At 43.1% G+C, this 17,167-nt stretch carries 18 protein-coding genes and 2 pseudogenes; 1 reads left to right on the top strand and 19 read right to left on the bottom strand.

The window, feature by feature from the left end; all coding sequences use genetic code 11:
• Window positions 1-70: 70 nt before the first annotated feature.
• The 9 genes and pseudogenes from DQQ01_RS14460 to DQQ01_RS14500 all read right to left on the bottom strand — a co-directional run bounded on the left by DQQ01_RS14460 (window position 71) and on the right by DQQ01_RS14500 (window position 9,772).
• The gene (locus DQQ01_RS14460) at window positions 71-1,735 is read right to left on the bottom strand and encodes a sensor histidine kinase (protein ID WP_111920566.1); all 1,665 of its coding nucleotides are present in this window, start codon (window positions 1,733-1,735) and stop codon (window positions 71-73) included.
• Window positions 1,732-2,409 carry a response regulator transcription factor gene (locus DQQ01_RS14465; protein ID WP_111920567.1) on the bottom strand — a complete coding sequence of 226 codons (678 nt, stop codon included), beginning with the start codon at window positions 2,407-2,409 and terminating at the stop codon, window positions 1,732-1,734. The genes DQQ01_RS14460 and DQQ01_RS14465 overlap by 4 nt, the downstream gene beginning before the upstream one ends.
• 5 nt (window positions 2,410-2,414) lie before the next feature.
• Window positions 2,415-3,068: a phosphate signaling complex protein PhoU gene (gene phoU, locus DQQ01_RS14470; protein ID WP_111920568.1), complete on the bottom strand. Its 654-nt coding sequence runs from the start codon at window positions 3,066-3,068 to the stop codon at window positions 2,415-2,417.
• Window positions 3,068-3,823: a phosphate ABC transporter ATP-binding protein PstB gene (pstB, locus tag DQQ01_RS14475; RefSeq protein ID WP_111920569.1), complete on the bottom strand. Its 756-nt coding sequence runs from the start codon at window positions 3,821-3,823 to the stop codon at window positions 3,068-3,070. Before pstB ends, phoU begins: the two co-directional genes overlap by 1 nt.
• Before the next feature lie 9 nt (window positions 3,824-3,832).
• Window positions 3,833-4,664 (bottom strand): annotated as a pseudogene (gene pstA / locus DQQ01_RS18280) (phosphate ABC transporter permease PstA).
• Between the two features lie 49 nt (window positions 4,665-4,713).
• Entirely contained in the window at window positions 4,714-5,586 is an 873-nt protein-coding gene (pstC, locus tag DQQ01_RS14485; RefSeq protein WP_111920570.1) for a phosphate ABC transporter permease subunit PstC, read from the bottom strand.
• A 25-nt stretch (window positions 5,587-5,611) separates the two neighbouring features.
• Window positions 5,612-6,535, bottom strand: coding sequence for a substrate-binding domain-containing protein (locus DQQ01_RS14490; RefSeq protein WP_111920571.1), 924 nt, complete (start codon window positions 6,533-6,535; stop codon window positions 5,612-5,614).
• Between the two features lie 655 nt (window positions 6,536-7,190).
• Window positions 7,191-8,471 (bottom strand): galactokinase, encoded by a 1,281-nt coding sequence (locus DQQ01_RS14495; RefSeq protein ID WP_111920572.1) that lies wholly within the window; start codon window positions 8,469-8,471, stop codon window positions 7,191-7,193.
• Between the two features lie 86 nt (window positions 8,472-8,557).
• Complete coding sequence (locus DQQ01_RS14500; protein WP_111920573.1) at window positions 8,558-9,772, bottom strand: hypothetical protein; 1,215 nt, start codon at window positions 9,770-9,772, stop codon at window positions 8,558-8,560.
• Window positions 9,773-9,953: 181 nt separating this feature from the next.
• Between DQQ01_RS14500 and DQQ01_RS14505 the strand changes: the two genes are divergently transcribed.
• On the top strand, window positions 9,954-11,729 hold the full coding sequence (locus DQQ01_RS14505; protein ID WP_111920574.1) for a DUF885 domain-containing protein: 1,776 nt from the start codon (window positions 9,954-9,956) through the stop codon (window positions 11,727-11,729).
• A gap of 112 nt (window positions 11,730-11,841) precedes the next feature.
• Here the strand turns inward: DQQ01_RS14505 and DQQ01_RS14510 are convergent, their stop codons facing one another.
• From DQQ01_RS14510 to hisB, 10 genes and pseudogenes are all read right to left on the bottom strand, one after another.
• On the bottom strand, window positions 11,842-12,291 hold the full coding sequence (locus DQQ01_RS14510; RefSeq protein ID WP_111920575.1) for a MarR family winged helix-turn-helix transcriptional regulator: 450 nt from the start codon (window positions 12,289-12,291) through the stop codon (window positions 11,842-11,844).
• Window positions 12,292-12,459: 168 nt separating this feature from the next.
• Window positions 12,460-13,032, bottom strand: a complete 573-nt coding sequence (locus DQQ01_RS14515) for a phosphate propanoyltransferase (RefSeq protein WP_111920576.1) — start codon at window positions 13,030-13,032, stop codon at window positions 12,460-12,462.
• Between the two features lie 65 nt (window positions 13,033-13,097).
• Window positions 13,098-13,718, bottom strand: coding sequence for a hypothetical protein (locus DQQ01_RS14520; RefSeq protein WP_111920577.1), 621 nt, complete (start codon window positions 13,716-13,718; stop codon window positions 13,098-13,100).
• 103 nt (window positions 13,719-13,821) lie between these two features.
• Window positions 13,822-14,148, bottom strand: coding sequence for a phosphoribosyl-ATP diphosphatase (gene hisE / locus DQQ01_RS14525; protein WP_111920578.1), 327 nt, complete (start codon window positions 14,146-14,148; stop codon window positions 13,822-13,824).
• The gene (hisI, locus tag DQQ01_RS14530) at window positions 14,145-14,480 is read right to left on the bottom strand and encodes a phosphoribosyl-AMP cyclohydrolase (RefSeq protein WP_111920579.1); all 336 of its coding nucleotides are present in this window, start codon (window positions 14,478-14,480) and stop codon (window positions 14,145-14,147) included. Before hisI ends, hisE begins: the two co-directional genes overlap by 4 nt.
• Before the next feature lie 3 nt (window positions 14,481-14,483).
• Window positions 14,484-15,246, bottom strand: a pseudogene (gene hisF / locus DQQ01_RS18285) (imidazole glycerol phosphate synthase subunit HisF).
• The gene (locus DQQ01_RS17860; RefSeq protein ID WP_330407541.1) at window positions 15,246-15,710 is read right to left on the bottom strand and encodes a HisA/HisF-related TIM barrel protein; all 465 of its coding nucleotides are present in this window, start codon (window positions 15,708-15,710) and stop codon (window positions 15,246-15,248) included. The pseudogene hisF and the gene DQQ01_RS17860 overlap by 1 nt, the downstream one beginning before the upstream one ends.
• Window positions 15,643-15,966, bottom strand: a complete 324-nt coding sequence (locus tag DQQ01_RS17865; RefSeq protein WP_330407542.1) for a HisA/HisF-related TIM barrel protein — start codon at window positions 15,964-15,966, stop codon at window positions 15,643-15,645. The genes DQQ01_RS17860 and DQQ01_RS17865 overlap by 68 nt, the downstream gene beginning before the upstream one ends.
• The gene (gene hisH / locus DQQ01_RS14545) at window positions 15,963-16,568 is read right to left on the bottom strand and encodes an imidazole glycerol phosphate synthase subunit HisH (protein WP_111920580.1); all 606 of its coding nucleotides are present in this window, start codon (window positions 16,566-16,568) and stop codon (window positions 15,963-15,965) included. Before hisH ends, DQQ01_RS17865 begins: the two co-directional genes overlap by 4 nt.
• Window positions 16,565-17,146 carry an imidazoleglycerol-phosphate dehydratase HisB gene (hisB, locus tag DQQ01_RS14550; protein ID WP_111920581.1) on the bottom strand — a complete coding sequence of 194 codons (582 nt, stop codon included), beginning with the start codon at window positions 17,144-17,146 and terminating at the stop codon, window positions 16,565-16,567. Before hisB ends, hisH begins: the two co-directional genes overlap by 4 nt.
• Between the last annotated feature and the right edge of the window lie 21 nt (window positions 17,147-17,167).

Genomic DNA, 17,167 nt, shown 5'->3' on the forward strand with positions numbered 1-17,167 from the left:
GAATAAAAAAGGACAGCGCCTGAAACATGTATTGCAAATCGTTTCAGGCTGCTGCCTTTTTTTAATGTCTTTACTTCTCTTCTTCCGGCATGGTCAGCACAAATCTGCTGCCTTCGCCAAGGGTGCTCTCCACTTTCACGTCTGCACCTAAAAACATACTTCCATGCTTTACAATGGACAGTCCCAGACCGGTTCCTCCTATAGCCTTGGAATGGCTCTTATCCACACGGTAGAACCGCTCGAAAATACGCATCTTGTCTTCCTCTGAGATACCAATTCCCGTATCCTCCACAACAATCTGTGTTCTTCCTGCTTCTTCTGAAATAGTTACGGTCAGGCTGCCGTTCTGTTTATTGTACTTTAATCCATTGTCACAGAGATTATAAAGCACTTCTTCCAGAATCACCCGCACCGTATTTACTTTCACATGCGGTCCGTAAAGATACAGATGAATATTGTTCTCTTTTGCCCGCTCCTCCAGCCGTTTCAAAATTTCCCTGGCTGCCTCATACAAATCAACTGCTTCCTTTTCACAAAAGAATTTTCCCTCGTCTAACTGGGAAATTTTAATGACATCATTCACCAGGGTAATCAATCTCTGGGCTTCCTTGAAGATTCTGCCGGCAAATTTTTTCGTATCCTCCGGCTTTACAAATCCGTCATTAATAATCTCCGCAAAACCGGAAATAGAGGTTAGCGGTGTTTTCAGTTCATGAGAAACATTGGCAGTAAATTCCCGGCGCATCTGCTCTCCCCTCATGCGTTCCGTCACGTCCAAAATCACTATGACTGCGCCTGTCACCTTGTCCTCCTGCCAGACCGGATTTGCCGCTACCTGGCAGCTTCTTCCCTGAAAATCCAGATTTGTTACCATATGTTTTCCTTCCAGCACACGCTCGATGAGATTCTGGAAGCCTTCACTTCGGTTCAGAGTCAGCACACTCTGCCGTCCGTTCTGAGTCCCTGCTCCCAACAATCTCAAAGCGCTGGAATTATAAGAAAGCACTTCTGTATGTGCATCAATCACCAGAAATCCCTCTTCCATATTTTCCGTAATAATGGAAAATTCTTCCTGCTGCCGCTTTGCTTCTGCGATTTCATGCTTTAAGGATTTCTGCTGACGGTTAATTTTTGTCAGAAGCGGCGCAATTTCATCATAAACCTGATTTTCCTCCGGGTGTTCCAAATCCAGAGCATTCACCGGTTCTACAATATGTCGGGATACTCTGGAGGCAATCCATGCTGCCAGAGCGGTCATAGCCACCAGCATAATCAGAACTGGCTGGACCATGCCCCCTAAAAGCGCCGGAACATTGTACTGCACACTGGAAACTCTGAGAATAGTTCCGTCCTCCAGTTTCATAGCATAATACATGGTCTTCCTGGAAAGCGTATGGGAATTCCGCACAGCTGTGCCAAAACCCTTTTCCCGTGCTTCCTGTATTTCTTCACGCTGTCCGTGATTCTCCATATCCCTGGAATCTGCCAGATTGTCAAAAAGCACGGTTCCGTCCTTATCAACATAAGTCACTCGCTCTGCCTGCGCCGGAAGGGATTCAAAAGCCTCAAGTCCTTCCTTTTCCACTGCTATGGCAAGATAAGCAGCCTCGGTTCTCAGCTCCTTTTCCAACTGGTTTCCGAAATAGTGGTACAGAATACTAAGGGTCAGACCTGTACTTCCTGCCAATACCAGCAAGGACACCACAAAAATGGATTTAAAAATTCGTTTTGTCATGACGTCCCTCCTATTTTATACCCCATACCGCGAACAGTTTCAATATAATGCCCTGCCTCTCCCAACTTCTGACGCAAAGTCCTGATATGTACGTCCACGGTTCGGCTCTCTCCGTCAAACTGATAGCCCCAGATTTTATCCAGAAGCTGGGCTCTGGTAAACACAATGCCCGGATTGGAAAGCAGCAAAAGCAGCATTTCAAACTCCTTCATGGTTAAGGTAATCTCCTTTCCGTCTACCTTGACCTGATGCTTTTTCTTTGAAACATACAGATTCCCCATGGTATACTCCGTGTCTGTGCCTTCGCTTTTTCCGCTTCTTCTCAGCAGAGCCTTCACTCTGGACACCAGCTCCATCATACGGAAGGGCTTTGGAATGTAATCGTCTGCTCCGCTGTCCAGACCCTTTACGGTATCGTATTCACTGCCCTTTGCTGTCAGCATGGCAATGGGAAGCTGCTTCGTGTCGCTGCGTTTTCTCAGTTTTTCCAGCATACTGAGTCCGTCTTCTTCCGGCAGCATAATATCCAGAAGGATCAAATCCGGCACTCTTTTTTCCAGGGTTTCCCAGAAATCAGAGGGTACACAAAAGCCCTCTGCTTCAATCCCCTGACTGTTCAGGGTATAGACTACCAGTTCCCGGATACTTTCATCATCTTCAACTAAATAAACCATTCTCACTACTCCTGTCTGAGTTCTTCGTGCGAGCCTGTAATGGAATATTCTACCCACTGGGCAATATTCTCCGCATGATCTCCGATGCGCTCAAAATACTTTGCAATCATAATAAGGTCAATATAATATTCCGCATTTTTGGAATCCTTCTCAATCATGGCAGGCAGCTCTGTCTTTATTTTCATAAACAACTCATCTACTACATCATCATATTTTACTACAGCTGCCGCTGCTTTTAAATCTTTTTTTACAAAGGAGTCAATACTTTCTGTTACCATTTTAATGGTGGCCTCTGCCATTTCCCCAATGTGAATCTTATGTGCAATTTCCTTTACCTGCATGAATCTTGCCATGTCTGCAATGTCCTGCGCCTGGTCCCCGATTCGCTCCATATCAGAAATCATTTTGAGCGCTGAAGAGATTTCCCTTAAATCCCTTGCCACAGGCTGCTGCTGCAAAAGCAGCTTCATACAGAGCGTTTCAATCTCCCTCTCCTTATGATTGACCTCTTCTTCAATCCTGTCCACATCAGCAACCCTGGTATCCTCCGTGTTCTGCAAAAGCTCTACTGCCCTTCGGATTGCCCTTTCGCACAAAGAACCCATTTTAATCAATTCTACGTTCAGTTCTTCAAGCTGCTGGTCGAATCTTTTTCTCATTATCCAAACCTCCCTGTAATGTAATCCTCTGTCTTTTTATTCTTCGGCATGGAGAAAATCTGCTCTGTTTCCCCATACTCTACAACCTCTCCCAAAAGGAAAAATGCCGTTTTATCAGAAATACGAGCAGCCTGCTGCATATTGTGGGTAACCATAATAATGGTGTAATTCTTCTTCAGTTCCACAGCCAGTTCTTCGATTTTAGAGGTGGAAATCGGGTCAAGGGCGGAAGTTGGCTCGTCCATAAGCAGCACCTCCGGTTCCACTGCCAAAGCTCTTGCAATACAAAGTCGCTGCTGCTGTCCCCCGGACATACCAAGCGCACTTAATTTCAGACGGTCTTTTACCTCGTCCCAGATAGCCGCATTTCTTAAAGAACGCTCCACAATATCGTCAAGTTTTACCTTTGAACGGATTCCGTGGGTTCTGGGTCCGTAGGCAATGTTGTCATAAATACTCATGGGGAAGGGATTTGGTTTCTGAAACACCATACCCACTCTTTTTCTCAGAAGATTGATGTTCATGTTCCCATAAATATCCTCTCCGTCCAGCAGCACCTTTCCCGTAATCTTACACCCCTCTACCAGGTCATTCATACGGTTTAAGGACTTTAAGAGTGTAGATTTCCCACAACCGGAAGGCCCGATAAAGGCCGTAATCTCCTTTTCCTGCAGTTCCAGATTAATGTTTTTCAGCGCGTGAAACGCTCCGTTATCATAATACAAATCCAAATTGGAAATCGAAAACTTACTCATGTTTTTTGCTTATCCTTTCTTAATCTTTCGTGCAATCCGTCCGGATACCCAGTTAATCAGCAACACAATCAGCAACAAAACCACAGCTGTGGCATATGCCTGATTCACATACAGACCCTCGCTTGCCAGGGAATACATATGTACAGACAGTGTTCTTGTGGAAGACATCACACTCTTCGGAAGCTCTGCAACCGTTCCAGCTGTGTACATCAAAGCCGCTGTTTCTCCTACAATACGCCCAATAGACAAGATTACACCAGAGAAAATTCCCGGCACTGCAGAAGGTAAAATGACTACAAAAATTGTCCGAAGCCGTCCGGCACCCAGTCCGAAGCTTGCCTCGCGGAAAGTATCCGGTACAGACAAAAGCGCCTCTTCTGTGGTTCGCATAATAACCGGAAGCACCATAATCGCCAGAGTAAAGGCGCCTGCCAGCATGGAATATCCCCATTTCAGTGTAGTTACAAAAAACAACATACCGAAAAGCCCATAAACAATCGAAGGAATACCGGTAAGAGTTTCCAGCTGTGACACGCACCAGAGAAACCAGCTTGTTTCCCTTTTTGGCATACTCCACCAGATAAACCGCTGCCAGGATTCCCAGAGGGCCTGCAATGAGCAGGGACAGCGCAGTCATGCAAATGGTGTTAATGATTGCCGGAAACATGGAAACATTCTCTGAATTATACTCTAATTGAAATAATTCCGGTGTGAGATTCGGGATTCCCTTTATCAGAATATATCCCACAATAAACACTAAGGTCAGCACTGTAAGCAGCGCGGAAAGTCCCACAAGCCCTGCCAGAATCAGAGAACCCGGACTGTGGGAATAGGATTTCATTTTCTGTTTTGTACTTTGTACATTAATTGGCTTTATTGGCCCAACTGCCTCATACATGGCTTCCTCTCCTCTTTACTAACGAAAATAACAGATTGATCAGCAGAATAAATACGAATAAAACAACTGCCGTTGCAATCAGGGCATCTCTGTGTAAATCTGTAGCATATCCCATCTCAATGACAATATTGGAGGTCAGTGTGCGGACACCTTTAAAAATTCCTTTTGGCATACGGGGCTGATTTCCTGCAATCATAATCACTGCCATGGTTTCACCAATGGCTCTTCCCACGCCCAGAATAATCCCTGCCATAATACCGGATTTGGCTGCCGGCAGCACAGTAAAAAACACACTTCTCTCATGGGTTGCCCCCAGCGCCAGCGCACCCTCATAATAGCTGTCCGGGACTGCCCGGATAGAAGATTCCCCTACGCTGATAATGGTAGGAAGAATCATAATTCCCAACATTACAGAGGCTGTAAACATACTGGCTCCGTTTCCACCAAAGCCCAAAGTGCGTCCGAAAAATTCACGTACAAAGGGAACCAGCACCACCAGACCGAAAAATCCATATACAACAGATGGAATTCCTGCCAATAAATCCACCGCCGGCTTCATAAAGCGGTACAGCTTAGGCGGACAGAACTTTGCCATATACACAGCCGTGAGAATCCCCACCGGCACACCAATCAAAATAGCTCCTGCCGTTACATAAATACTTCCTAAAATAAAAGGGAGAATCCCGTAAATATCATTTCCCGGCTTCCATTTTTCCCCCAGCAGAAAGTCAAAAATTCCTATTTTGCCAATGGCAGGAATACCATTGGCAAACAGGAACAGACAAATCAAAACAACTGCCAGAATGGAAGCGCATGCACACAGGAGAAACACATATTTCATAACGGTTTCTTTGATGTCTTTCATCGCATTTACTCCTATTCCTCTGTGATTACTGTAAATCTTCCCAGTCTGTTACTTCCCCTGTGTAAATATCCTTTACCTGGTCAGAAGTAATATCTGTCATAGGGTTTTCATTATTGACAATCACGGCAATACCGTCAATGGCAATTTCCTGTCCCACAAGACCTGCTTCTGTTTCAGAATCCTTTAATTCTCTGGAAGCCATTCCGATATCACATACACCGCTCACTGCAGATTCCATACCTGTTGTAGAATCACTCTGCTGAATTTCGATTTCTGCATCAGGATTTACAGTTTCATATCCTTCTTTTAATTTTTCCATTACCGGTGTTACAGAAGAAGAACCTGCTACTACAATTTTTCCCTTTGGCTTGCTTCCCGCATAAGCCTCTGCATCAGCGGAAGCTGCAATATAACCGCTGTCTTCTACAATCTTCTGTCCTTCTGCACTTAAAATATAAGAAATGAAATCTTTTGCTACATCACTTGCTTTATCTGTGGTTGCAATATTAAATGGACGGGAAATCTTGTAGGTATCGCTCTTTACATTTTCTGCTGTCGCTTCTGCACCGTCTACCTTTAATGCTTTTACAGAATCATCTAAGGAGCCAAGAGAAATGTAGCCGATAGCCTGCGGGTCACCTGCAACGTTTGTCATCATAACAGAGGTATTGTTTGTAACCTGCGCATCTTCTGTTGTATTATCAATTTTTTCTCCGGATTCATCTTTTTCTTCAATACCGAAAAGTTCAATAAATGCACCTCTTGTGCCGGAACCGTCTTCTCTGGAAATTACGGAAATTTCTCCTGTAGGCGCCTCTGCACCTGCTTCTTCACTTCCTTTTTCTGAAGAGGAATCACTGTTTGCAGCTCCGGACTCACTTCCACCGCATGCTGTCATACCAAATACCATAACGCCTGTTAATACTGCTGCTAATACTTTCTTCTTCATTACCAAAATCTCCTTTTCGCTTTTGATTGATTTTTATTTCTAAATTTGTTTTGCTTTCCTGTTGACACCACCTACTATAAAAAAGTTTTGTAAAATTACCAATCGTAAAACAGTTAAATATTTGTAAAATCCAAATTTTACAAAACCGGACACTGTTTTTTACATTTCATCTGTTCTTTACAATTTGCCAATTTTATAAAAATTATGGTAAACCTTTGTTTTCTGATAATTTATTTAATTTTTTTCTTATTTCACCAAATTCTTTTTAGTCTTGTTAAAAATTTGACTATAAAAAAAGCAAATCTTTTTCTGCTTTTTTCCCCAAAAAACCCCTATTTATAACAAGTACACAAAACCTTTGTTCTTTATTAAATTATGTAAATCGCATTCGTCCACACGGATTTTTGTGGATAATGTGGATAACTTGGTGTATAACTAGACTTTTCCACTATTTTCTGATTTTTTTCATGTGTATAACTTTGAGGATAAGATGTGGGCAACTTTCCACAATTCGACATTCTTTGTGTATTTTTTACAAACGCGAATATTCTGACAATATTAGAGAAAATAAGAAGTGTTTCGGCTCTTTTCTACATTCGACAAGATAAAAAAAGATTCGGGATTTTTATGTAACCTAAAATCCCGAATCTTTTTTTTACAATACCTGGATTCCTCCATGCTGACGTACTTTCAGCACATGACAGGAACCTGCTCCGAATACCTTATCCATAGCGTTTCTGTATTCTTCTACAAAGCTGTTTTCCACAAAGACCTGAATGGTTCCTGCGAATCCGCCGCCATGCACACGGCTGACGCCATGTTTTTTCAAAACGCTTTCGCTGACGCCTAAGGCTACAGACATTGCCTGCTTCTGCACGGCTCTGTTGGTATAAATATTCTGCAGATATTTAAAGGAAGAATCTCCGGAAGCCTTCACCAGACTTAAAAATTCTTCAAATTCACCATTTCTCAAAGCGTGTACCTGTGATTCCACACGTTTTTCCTCTTCAAAGAAATGAAGGGCGCGCAGTACCGGACGGTCGCCTAACACGCTTCTGAGTCCCGGAATCTGCTGGAAAAATTCTTCTTCATCAACTTCGCGAAGCACTTTTTTCTTAAAGAAAGCTGCCACCTTTTTCATTTCTGCCGGAATCTCTGCATAATCCTCTGTTAAATCATCGTGGAATTCCTTGGTATCTACAATACAAAGGCTGTATTTATATGCTTCAAAGTCAGACGGAACCTTTTCCACTACCGGCTCTTCCGGATTCTTGAAATCAATGTGAATCAAACCGCCTACAGAACAAGCCATCTGGTCCATAAGTCCGCTTGGCTTTCCAAAGTAGACATTTTCTGCAAACTGTCCTGCCTGTGCAATCAAAACAGGGCTGATACTCATATCATTAAACAGACCGGAAAGAATGGTTCCGATAATAACTTCAAACGCAGCGGAAGAGGAAAGACCTGCTCCAATCAGAACATCGCTGGTAATATAAGCTTCAAATCCGCCTATTACATAACCTCTTTCTTTCAGGTTTGCTGCTACTCCTCGAATCAGGGCAATGGTTGTACCCTCTTCAAAAGCCTTTTCTTCCAGGTCTTCAATATCTACTTCTACCATATCGTAGCCTTCGGATACCACGCGAATGATGTTTTCTCCTGTTTTGCTTACAACTGCAATGGCATCTAAGTTAATAGAGGTTGCAAGCACCATACCCAACTGATGGTCTGTATGGTTTCCACCTACCTCGCTTCGTCCCGGCGCACTGTAGATTTCTACCTCTTTTTCTCCAAATAATTCTTCAAATTTTGCTACTGCATCTGCGTATCTTTTGTTCTGATAATCCAGAAGACTTTCGTCCAGATAAATATCTTTAAATAATGCGCTGTGTTTTCCCTGAAGTAATTCTCCTTTTAAAACTGCGGAATTCTTCATGTTCGCTTCCTCCTTGGCTTTGTAAATTTTAAAAATTTGTATCTGTATAAAAGCATACCATACCCTGTAGATTTTTGCCACTGGATTTATGAATCTGCAGACACTTTCTTTTCCTCTGAAATCAGCGTTTTCGGACTGTTAGACACTTGAATTTCCCGTATCAGCTTCAAATCTTTATCCACAAAAATACGGATAAAATTTTTCTTTGTTTCATCAGAATACAAATAATAGGAAGTTCCCTGCTCTTCTTCCTCCTCTTCAAAAGCATTTCCTCCCAGACGAATTTTCATCTCTTCTTCTGACATACCCAGGGTAATGTTGTTCCCCACTGCAATAGGAACCTTTGTCACATCAAAATCTCCGGATAAACCTGTAAGAAAAGCATACTTCACATCAAGCGTCTGTTCTGAATAATTCTTCACCACTGCGTAAAGGATATGTCCGTCCTTTTCCAGTGTCACATATCCATGGCGTCCCGGTTTTACATAAACATCAGAACCGTCCTTTTGGATTTTCCAGCCGTTTTTCTCAAATTCGGAAACCGGTGCCGGAATCTGATACCACTGGTTGTCATAAGATACCACATAATCTCTGGGATTTTCCGAAAAATCCTCTGGTGCCTGATAATCCCTGACTTCCTGAGGCTCTTCCCGGCTTACTTCCGCCTCTTCCTCAGGCAGTTCCCTGTAATTGTGCAGAGATACCCTATACAAAGTTTCGTCCTCCATATGAAAAACCAACTCTGCCTTTTTGTAAATGCCGTATTCATAGGTAAGATAGATATCCTCTTTTTCCTCGTACTCGTCTGTTGGTGTTCCGTACTGCTCCTCCACCTGAGAAAGCTTTGTCCTGCCCAGGTAAATCTCTCCCGGAAGTTCGTATAACCTGCCCTCTTCCTGATAATCCAGAACAATGCCGCCTACAGAGCAGGTGTCCATGCTTTTGCTTTCTCCCTCCAGATTCACAAGGACAGCATCCAGAGAATCCTCTCCCCTTATCAGACGTTTCCCCTCCACAAAGGAATCTGCCTCCAAAAGTTCTTCCTTATTCTCTCCTTCCAGTTCCCAACCCTGTTTCTTCCAGGCTTCTATACTGTCCGGCAGAGTATATACCTCTTCATCTATGGCAAACTGAAAGTCGGAAAGCTGCTCCGGAAGTTCTGTATCATACTCCAGCAAATCCTCCTCTGTTTCCTGCGTAAGCGGCACTGCTTCCTCCGCCTGTGGCGGCTGCTTTTCCTCACTTTGACAGCCCCCCAGACACAGCAAAACTGCTGCCAGAAACACAAATTTCTTTCTCAAAAAAATCTCTCCTTCCCTGACAAATTTCCTGCTCTATAAAAGAATCTCCCATGTAATAAATAAGTTTTCCCTATATCAGAAATCTTAACACAAAGGAATTGTCTTTTCTACGGAAAATGCATATCTCCATTCTGATCTTTCATAGACTGTAAAGAATATCTGTGTATAAAGAGGCATCTCCTTGAAAAAATTTTTCCCACGGCTCTCCCGAAAAATTCTGCTGCTGATTTCCCTTCTCTTCCTGGGCTTTTTCTCCCTTTTCTTTCTGAAAGACCGGCTTTTCCCCTCCTGGGATACCCGCTTTGAGCGCTTTACCAATGCGCTTTTCCGCGAGGAACTTTCTGCAAATACCCTGAATTTGCATTATACGCTGGCGTATCCGGAAAAGTACCATATAAAAGATTACGACATCAGCTTTGGAAACATGAACCCCAGCAAACTGCAGGAAAATTTTACTTCTATAAAAACGTTAAAAAAGGAATTAGAGGAATATCCCATATCCAAGTTGTCACCGGAAAATCAAATCCTCTATGACATACTGCGTCTGCATCTTTCCACAGAGCTTTCCTGCAAAGACTGCTATATGCTGCAGGAGCCTCTTGGTCCCAATCTGGGGGTTCAGGCACAGCTTCCTGTCCTGCTGGCAGAATATACCTTCCGCACTCCAACCGATGTCAAAGATTATCTTTCCCTGCTTTCCTCCCTTCCTGATTACTTCTCTGAAATTCTCAGTTTTGAAAAGGAAAAATCCAATCAGGGACTTTTTATGAGCAATACAAGCGCTGACCGAGTCATTCAGCAATGCAGAGAATTTTGCAAAAATCAAAATTCCCATTACCTTTCCAAAACTTTTCAGGAACGGATAACAGAACTTCAAAATAAGAAACTCATCACCCAAAAGCAGGCTGATTCCTACATAAAGACCCAGAAAAAAATTTTAAAAAAGTGTATTTTTCCTGCTTACCAGACTCTGGCAGAAGAACTGGAGAAATTAAAGGGAACCGGAAAAAATGAAAATGGACTTGCGTTTCTTCCAAATGGAAAAAACTATTATCTTTATCTGGTAAAAAGCAGTACGGGAGATTACCGCTCCATCAAAGAAATCCAGCAAACCCTGTACCGTCAGCTTTTTTCTGACTTTGAGGAAATTCAGAAACTGGTTCAAAAAGACCCTGATATTTTCATAAAGGCTTCCCAGCTTCCTCAAACTTCCTCCTATTCTCCGGAACAGATGCTGGATTACTTAAACCGCGTTATGACAGATGACTTTCCTTCTCTTACGGTCGAGGATTATGAAGTAAAATATGTGCCTGAATCCATGGAAAGTTTCTCCAGTCCTGCCTTTTATCTTACGCCTCCGGTGGATACTCTGACCCCAAATACCATTTACATTAACCAAAGCAGCACGGTTTCCTCCACGGAGCTTTTCACCACCCTTGCACACGAAGGATTTCCGGGACATCTGTATCAAACTGTTTCCTTTGGAAAACAGGACTGCCCTCCTGCCCGTCACCTGTTGGGCTGCAGCGGCTATACAGAAGGCTGGGCAACTTATGTGGAAGACATGTCCTACCGCTATGCCTGCGATTTTTTGAAAACAGATCCAGAAGTAATGGAATTTCTCCGACTGAACCGTTCTATTACCCTGTGTCTGTATTCCATTCTGGATACCGGGATTCACTACACAGGCTGGAATTTTGCCACGGTGCAAAAACTCCTGGAAGGCTTTGGCATCACAGACGCCTCTGTCTGTCAAGAAATCTTCCAGTATATTGTAGAAAACCCTGCCAACTATTTAAAATATTATCTGGGCTTTCTGAATTTTCAGGCTTTAAAAAACAGCGTACAGGAAATCCAGAGCAATGCTTTTCATCTGAAAGCCTTTCACCAGAATCTTTTGGAAATCGGCCCTGCGCCCTTCCCTGTTGTGAAAAAATATCTTCTTATGAAATACTGAGTTGAACTACCAAGCCGGCCGGCAACCCCGGGCTTATAAAATAAAAAGCCGCCGCACAAGTTCAGCACCGGAATCCCTCTGTATTCCCCTTTGCTGTTTGTGCGGCAGCTTTTTATACTTTTTCCTTCTGATACGAATCAAAAAACTCTCGAAGATTCAGCAGCGATTTTACCAACACCTCCTGCTGGCTTTCGTCCAAATCCTTCAGCACTGCCTGTATCATTCCCTCGTGAAATTTCGTATGATGTGCATTGGCTCTTCGCCCCTTTTCAGTAAGGGAAATCAGCACCACCCTTCGGTCTTCTTCACTTCGTTCCCGATGAACATAGCCTTTTTTTACCAGACCGTTGATTGCTATAGTCAGAGTTCCCACCGTCACAGACAGGGATTTTGCAACCGAAGACATGTTTCTCGGACTTTCCTCTCCAATAGCTTCTATAATATGCATATCATTCACAGAAATATCTTTAAACTCAGGAGTAATCAGCGCTTTTCCTTCAATATCCATGATTTCCTGAAAAAGATTTACCAGGATATCATGAAAAACCTCATAATGTTTCACTCTATCACGCCTTTTCTGATTTTATTGTAGTTTATGTTCCTATTTCTTTCATTATAGCCGATTCAGCCCTTAAACACAATGAGATTTTGCGGAAAAAAGCAGATACTGTAAAGCCCAAACGGAATACAGTATCTGCTTTCTTTTTCTCCTCTGTCACAAGACCTCAGATTATTTTACAATCATTTCTCCATAGCATTCTTTTCCAGGAGCCAGAGCATTTGCTTCATCTGTGTCAATGTGTGCTGCTGTTGCGTAAGATGCGCTTACACGAACAACAACGTCACCAAATGTAAGGCTTCTGCCGTTTGGAGATTCAATAGCAAGTTCTACGATCTGTTTGTCAGCTACGCCTGCTTTTTCAGCGTCTTCCGGTGTCATATGTACATGACGTTTTGCAGAGATAACGCCTTCTGTCAGCTCTACTTCGCCTGCAGGTCCAACAATTTTACATGCACCTGATTCATTAATATCTCCGGATTCACGAATTGGAGCAACAACACCGATGCTTCTTGCATCTGTTAAAGAAACTTCTACCTGTGTATCCTTTCTTACCGGTCCTAAAACAGACATTTTCAGGCTGCCTTTTGTTCCGATAACTTCTACTTTTTCTTCACATGCGAACTGACCCGGCTGGCTCAACATTTTTTTCACGGTTAATTCGTGTCCTTTTCCGAACAGCACTTCCAGATGTTCCTGTGATAAATGCACATGTCTTGCAGATGTTTCTACTAATACTTTCATGTTTCAATCCTCCAGTTTTTTTGAAATATTCACTATCTTTTATTATAACTTTTTCCCGGTGCTTGTCAACTTATATTCTTGTTTTCCTCCAGAAACTTCTCTTTTAAATAATGATATTCTTTTACAATCCCTCTGGTAATCTCATCTTCGCCAAAGCCTTTTACCGGACGATAAATCCGAAGCAAGGCTCTGTATCTCTTTTTCAGTTCCTCCAGATTTTTCACTCCTTTAAAATAGTGAAGGCGTACTTCGCTATCCCTGCCTTCTCCATTCCTGTCTTCCTCGGAAAAAGTAGACCATTTATAATCCGGACGCCGATAAAAAGCCTTTAAGCTGTCTGAATTTCCCATATAAAATTTCCATATCCAACTGCAGACTGCCTCCAGAATCACCATAGCCATGCCCACGCCTGCTGCCGGAATATAAGCCAGTCCGCCTGCCAGAGCCATAGTCAGAAAAATCACTGCAATTCCGGGACCCTTTCCCTGTACCTGCAGAATAATTTCTGCTGCTGCGCCAATAGAAACCATAACTGCCGACACAATACACACAAAGGAAACCACCGGCCCGCATAATTTTAGGAAAAACTGAATTCCCCGAATCAGAATAAACACTCCGATTAAAGGCACTGCCAGTAAGATTTTCAACAAGATAAACAGTATCCGCCACATCTTCTTTTTCTTCATTATTTTACCTGCTTTTCTCTAAACTGTTTTCTTCTCTATGCTTCACAGTCTACCACATCTGGCAGGATTTTCACAGGAAAACCACGGAATTTTTTCATGTATATCAGGTATTGTGGTCACTGACATGAAAAGTTTTCAGATTTCCTATTTTTTGCCGTCTTGCTTCCAGAATTTCTTCTACTTCCTCTACGGAAATACCCGCTTCAGACATCATAACCAGAAGATGATACAGCAAATCACAGATTTCATTTGCAGTATCTATATTGTTTCCGTTTTTTGCTGCTATAATTACTTCACTGCACTCTTCCCCGCACTTTTTCAGAATTTTATCCATGCCCTGTTCAAAGAGATAGCAGGTATAAGAACCCTCCTGTTTTTCTTCTTTTCTCTTTTCGATAACCTCATATAATCCTTTGAATACATCTGTCATAGCGTTTCTTCCTTTCCTGTTATTTGTCTGAAAAAGCAACTGTGCGAGCCTGTATGACAGGCTGCTCCACTCTGAATTACGGTAATCAGAACCGTATCTTTATCGCAATCTCCCTTTATATCTACAACCCTCTGCACATGTCCTGATGTAGCTCCTTTGTTCCACAACTCCTGTCTGGAACGGCTATAAAACCAGGTATATCCTGTTTCTAAGGTCTTCTCAAAACTTTCCTGATTCATATAAGCCAGCATCAACACTTCTCCTGTTTCTGCTTCCTGTATAATCGCGGGAAGCAGCTCTGACTTTCTGAAATATTCCTCTATATCCTTCATTTTTCAAAATCTCCTTACCGGTATATTCTCCTTCTGCAGATATTCTTTTACTTCGTCTATTGTCAATTCCTTATAGTGGAATAACGAAGCTGCCAGGGCTGCATCTGCACCGGTTTCCTCAAACACCTGAGAAAAATGCTGTAATTTTCCACAGCCGCCGCTGGCAATTACCGGAATGGAAACCTGGCCGCATACGGCATTTAAAAGTTCCAAATCAAAACCTTCTCTGTCCCCATCTGTATCCATAGAAGTCAGCAAAATTTCTCCTGCTCCCAGTCTTTCACATTCTTTTGCCCACCGGACAGCGTCCAGTCCTGTATCCTTCCGCCCTCCATGAATAACCACGCGAAAAGCTCCCCTTTCATCTCTTTTTGCATCAATGGCTGCCACCACACACTGACTTCCAAACACCTCCGCCGCCTCTTTAATAAGCTCCGGATTTTTTCACTGCCGCAGAGTTTACCGCTACCTTATCAGCCCCTGCCCTCAAAATTTCCCGGAAGTCCTCCACACTGGAAATCCCGCCTCCCACGGTGAGAGGAACAAAAACCTTTTCCGCGGTTTTTCGCACTACCTCTGCCATCGTCTTTCTGCCTTCATGGGTTGCCGTAATATCCAGAAAGCAGATTTCATCTGCCCCCTGCCTGTCGTATGCAATGGCACATTCCACCGGGTCGCCCACCTCCCGGATTCCCGTAAAATGTATGCCTTTTACCACCTTTCCGTCCCTGACGTCCAGACAGGGAATAATCCTCTTTGCCAGCATTATTGCTCACCTGCCTTCTCTATGGCTTTCTTCAGGCTGAGATTGCCGGTATAAACAGCTTTTCCGCAGATACAACCATATAACCCAAGCCTTTTGCACGCCTCAATATCCTCTATAGAACGGACGCCACCGCTGGCAATAATCCTGCAGGATACGGTTTCTTTCAACCTTTCCAGCTGTTCCAGATTTACACCCTGCAGGGTTCCGTCTTTTGCAATATCTGTATAAATAATGGTTTTCACACCCATCTGTTCCATTGTTTTTGCCAGCTCCAGATAAAAAAATGTACTCTTTTCCAGCCAGCCTTCTACTGCCGGAATGCCTTCTTTCGCATCAATTCCCACTGCAATTTTATCTCCGAAGGTTTTCACGGCTTCTTTCGTCAGAGCAGGATTTTTAATTGCTGTAGACCCCAGAATCACACGGGAAATCCCATTTTCCAAATACCATTCTATGGTCTTCATTATCCCGTATCCCACCTCCTACTTCTACCAAAAGCGGGGATTCCTTTGCCACCTTTAAAAAGATTTCTCCATTCACCGGACAGGCTGCTTTTGCACCGTCCAAATCTACCATATGTATCCATTTTGCTCCCTGTTTGGCAAAATTCTTTGCTGTTTCTAACGGGTCTTCCGCTACCTGATGAGCGGTACTGTAATCCCCCTGTATCAATCGCACACAGGTTTTGTCCTTAATATCAATCGCCGGTAAGATAATCATGCATTCACCACCTCTGCAAATTTTTTCAGCATATTCAGTCCCACAGTTCCGCTTTTTTCAGGGTGAAACTGAGCTCCATATATATTATCCTTTCGTACCAGAGCCGGAATCTCCTCTCCATGAAAGGTTGTACAGGAAAGATATTCCTGCTCTGTTTCTGCCCGATAGGAATGGACAAAATACACTCTGGCACTTTCCTCCATTCCCTCTGTCATTACGCATGGATTTACAAGATGCAGTTCATTCCAGCCCATATGGGGAATTTTTTCTTCCTTTCCATCTATTTTAACAATCTGCCCCGGTATCAGACCAAGCCCTTTTGTCTGTTTAAATTCATAACCTTCTTCAAACAAAAGCTGCATGCCAAGACAAATCCCAAGAAGAGGTTTTTTTCCTGCTTCCTCCTGAATCACGGATACCAGGGCTTTCCTTTCCAGCCTTTCCATGGCGTCCGGAAAAGCTCCCACACCCGGCAGAATCAAGGCGTCTGCCTGCCTTATTATTTCTGCGTCTTCTGTTATGCAATGCTCTATCTGCAGGTAGCTTAAAGCATTTTTTACACTGAAAAGATTTCCTGCTCCATAATCAATAATCGCTATCATTCCAACACTCCCTTTGATGAAAGAACACCCCTGCCTGTTTCTGTTACTGCCTCCCTTAGTGCATGAGCAAAGGCTTTAAAAAGAGCTTCTGCCTTATGATGATCATTCTCTCCATATAAAACCTTCATGTGCAGTGTAATTCCTGCCTGAAAAGCAAAGGCGCGAAAGAATTCTTTTATCATACAACAGTCCAAAGTACCGATTCTTTCATTTTCATACGATGCTTCGTAGACCAGAAAAGCCCTGCCACTGATGTCCAGAGAACAAAAACTGAGAGCTTCGTCCATGGGAATACATGCAGTTCCATACCTGCGGATTCCGCCTTTTTCTCCTAAAGCTTTAGCAAAAGCCTGTCCCAGAACAATCCCCAAATCCTCTGCGCTGTGATGACAGTCCACTTCCAAATCCCCTCGCATGGAAAGCTGTATATCAAACCCTCCATGTACACACAGAGCCTGGAGCATATGGTCCAGAAATCCAATTCCACAGGTACCTTTGCAGATGCCCTGTCCGTCCATATCCCACGATAAAGCTATCTGTGTTTCCTTTGTATTTCTTTCTATTTTTGCCTTTCTCAACGCTCTTTTCTCCTTTCCATT

The sequence above is a fragment of the Blautia argi genome (assembly GCF_003287895.1).
Classification (GTDB): Bacteria; Bacillota; Clostridia; order Lachnospirales; family Lachnospiraceae; genus Blautia; species Blautia argi.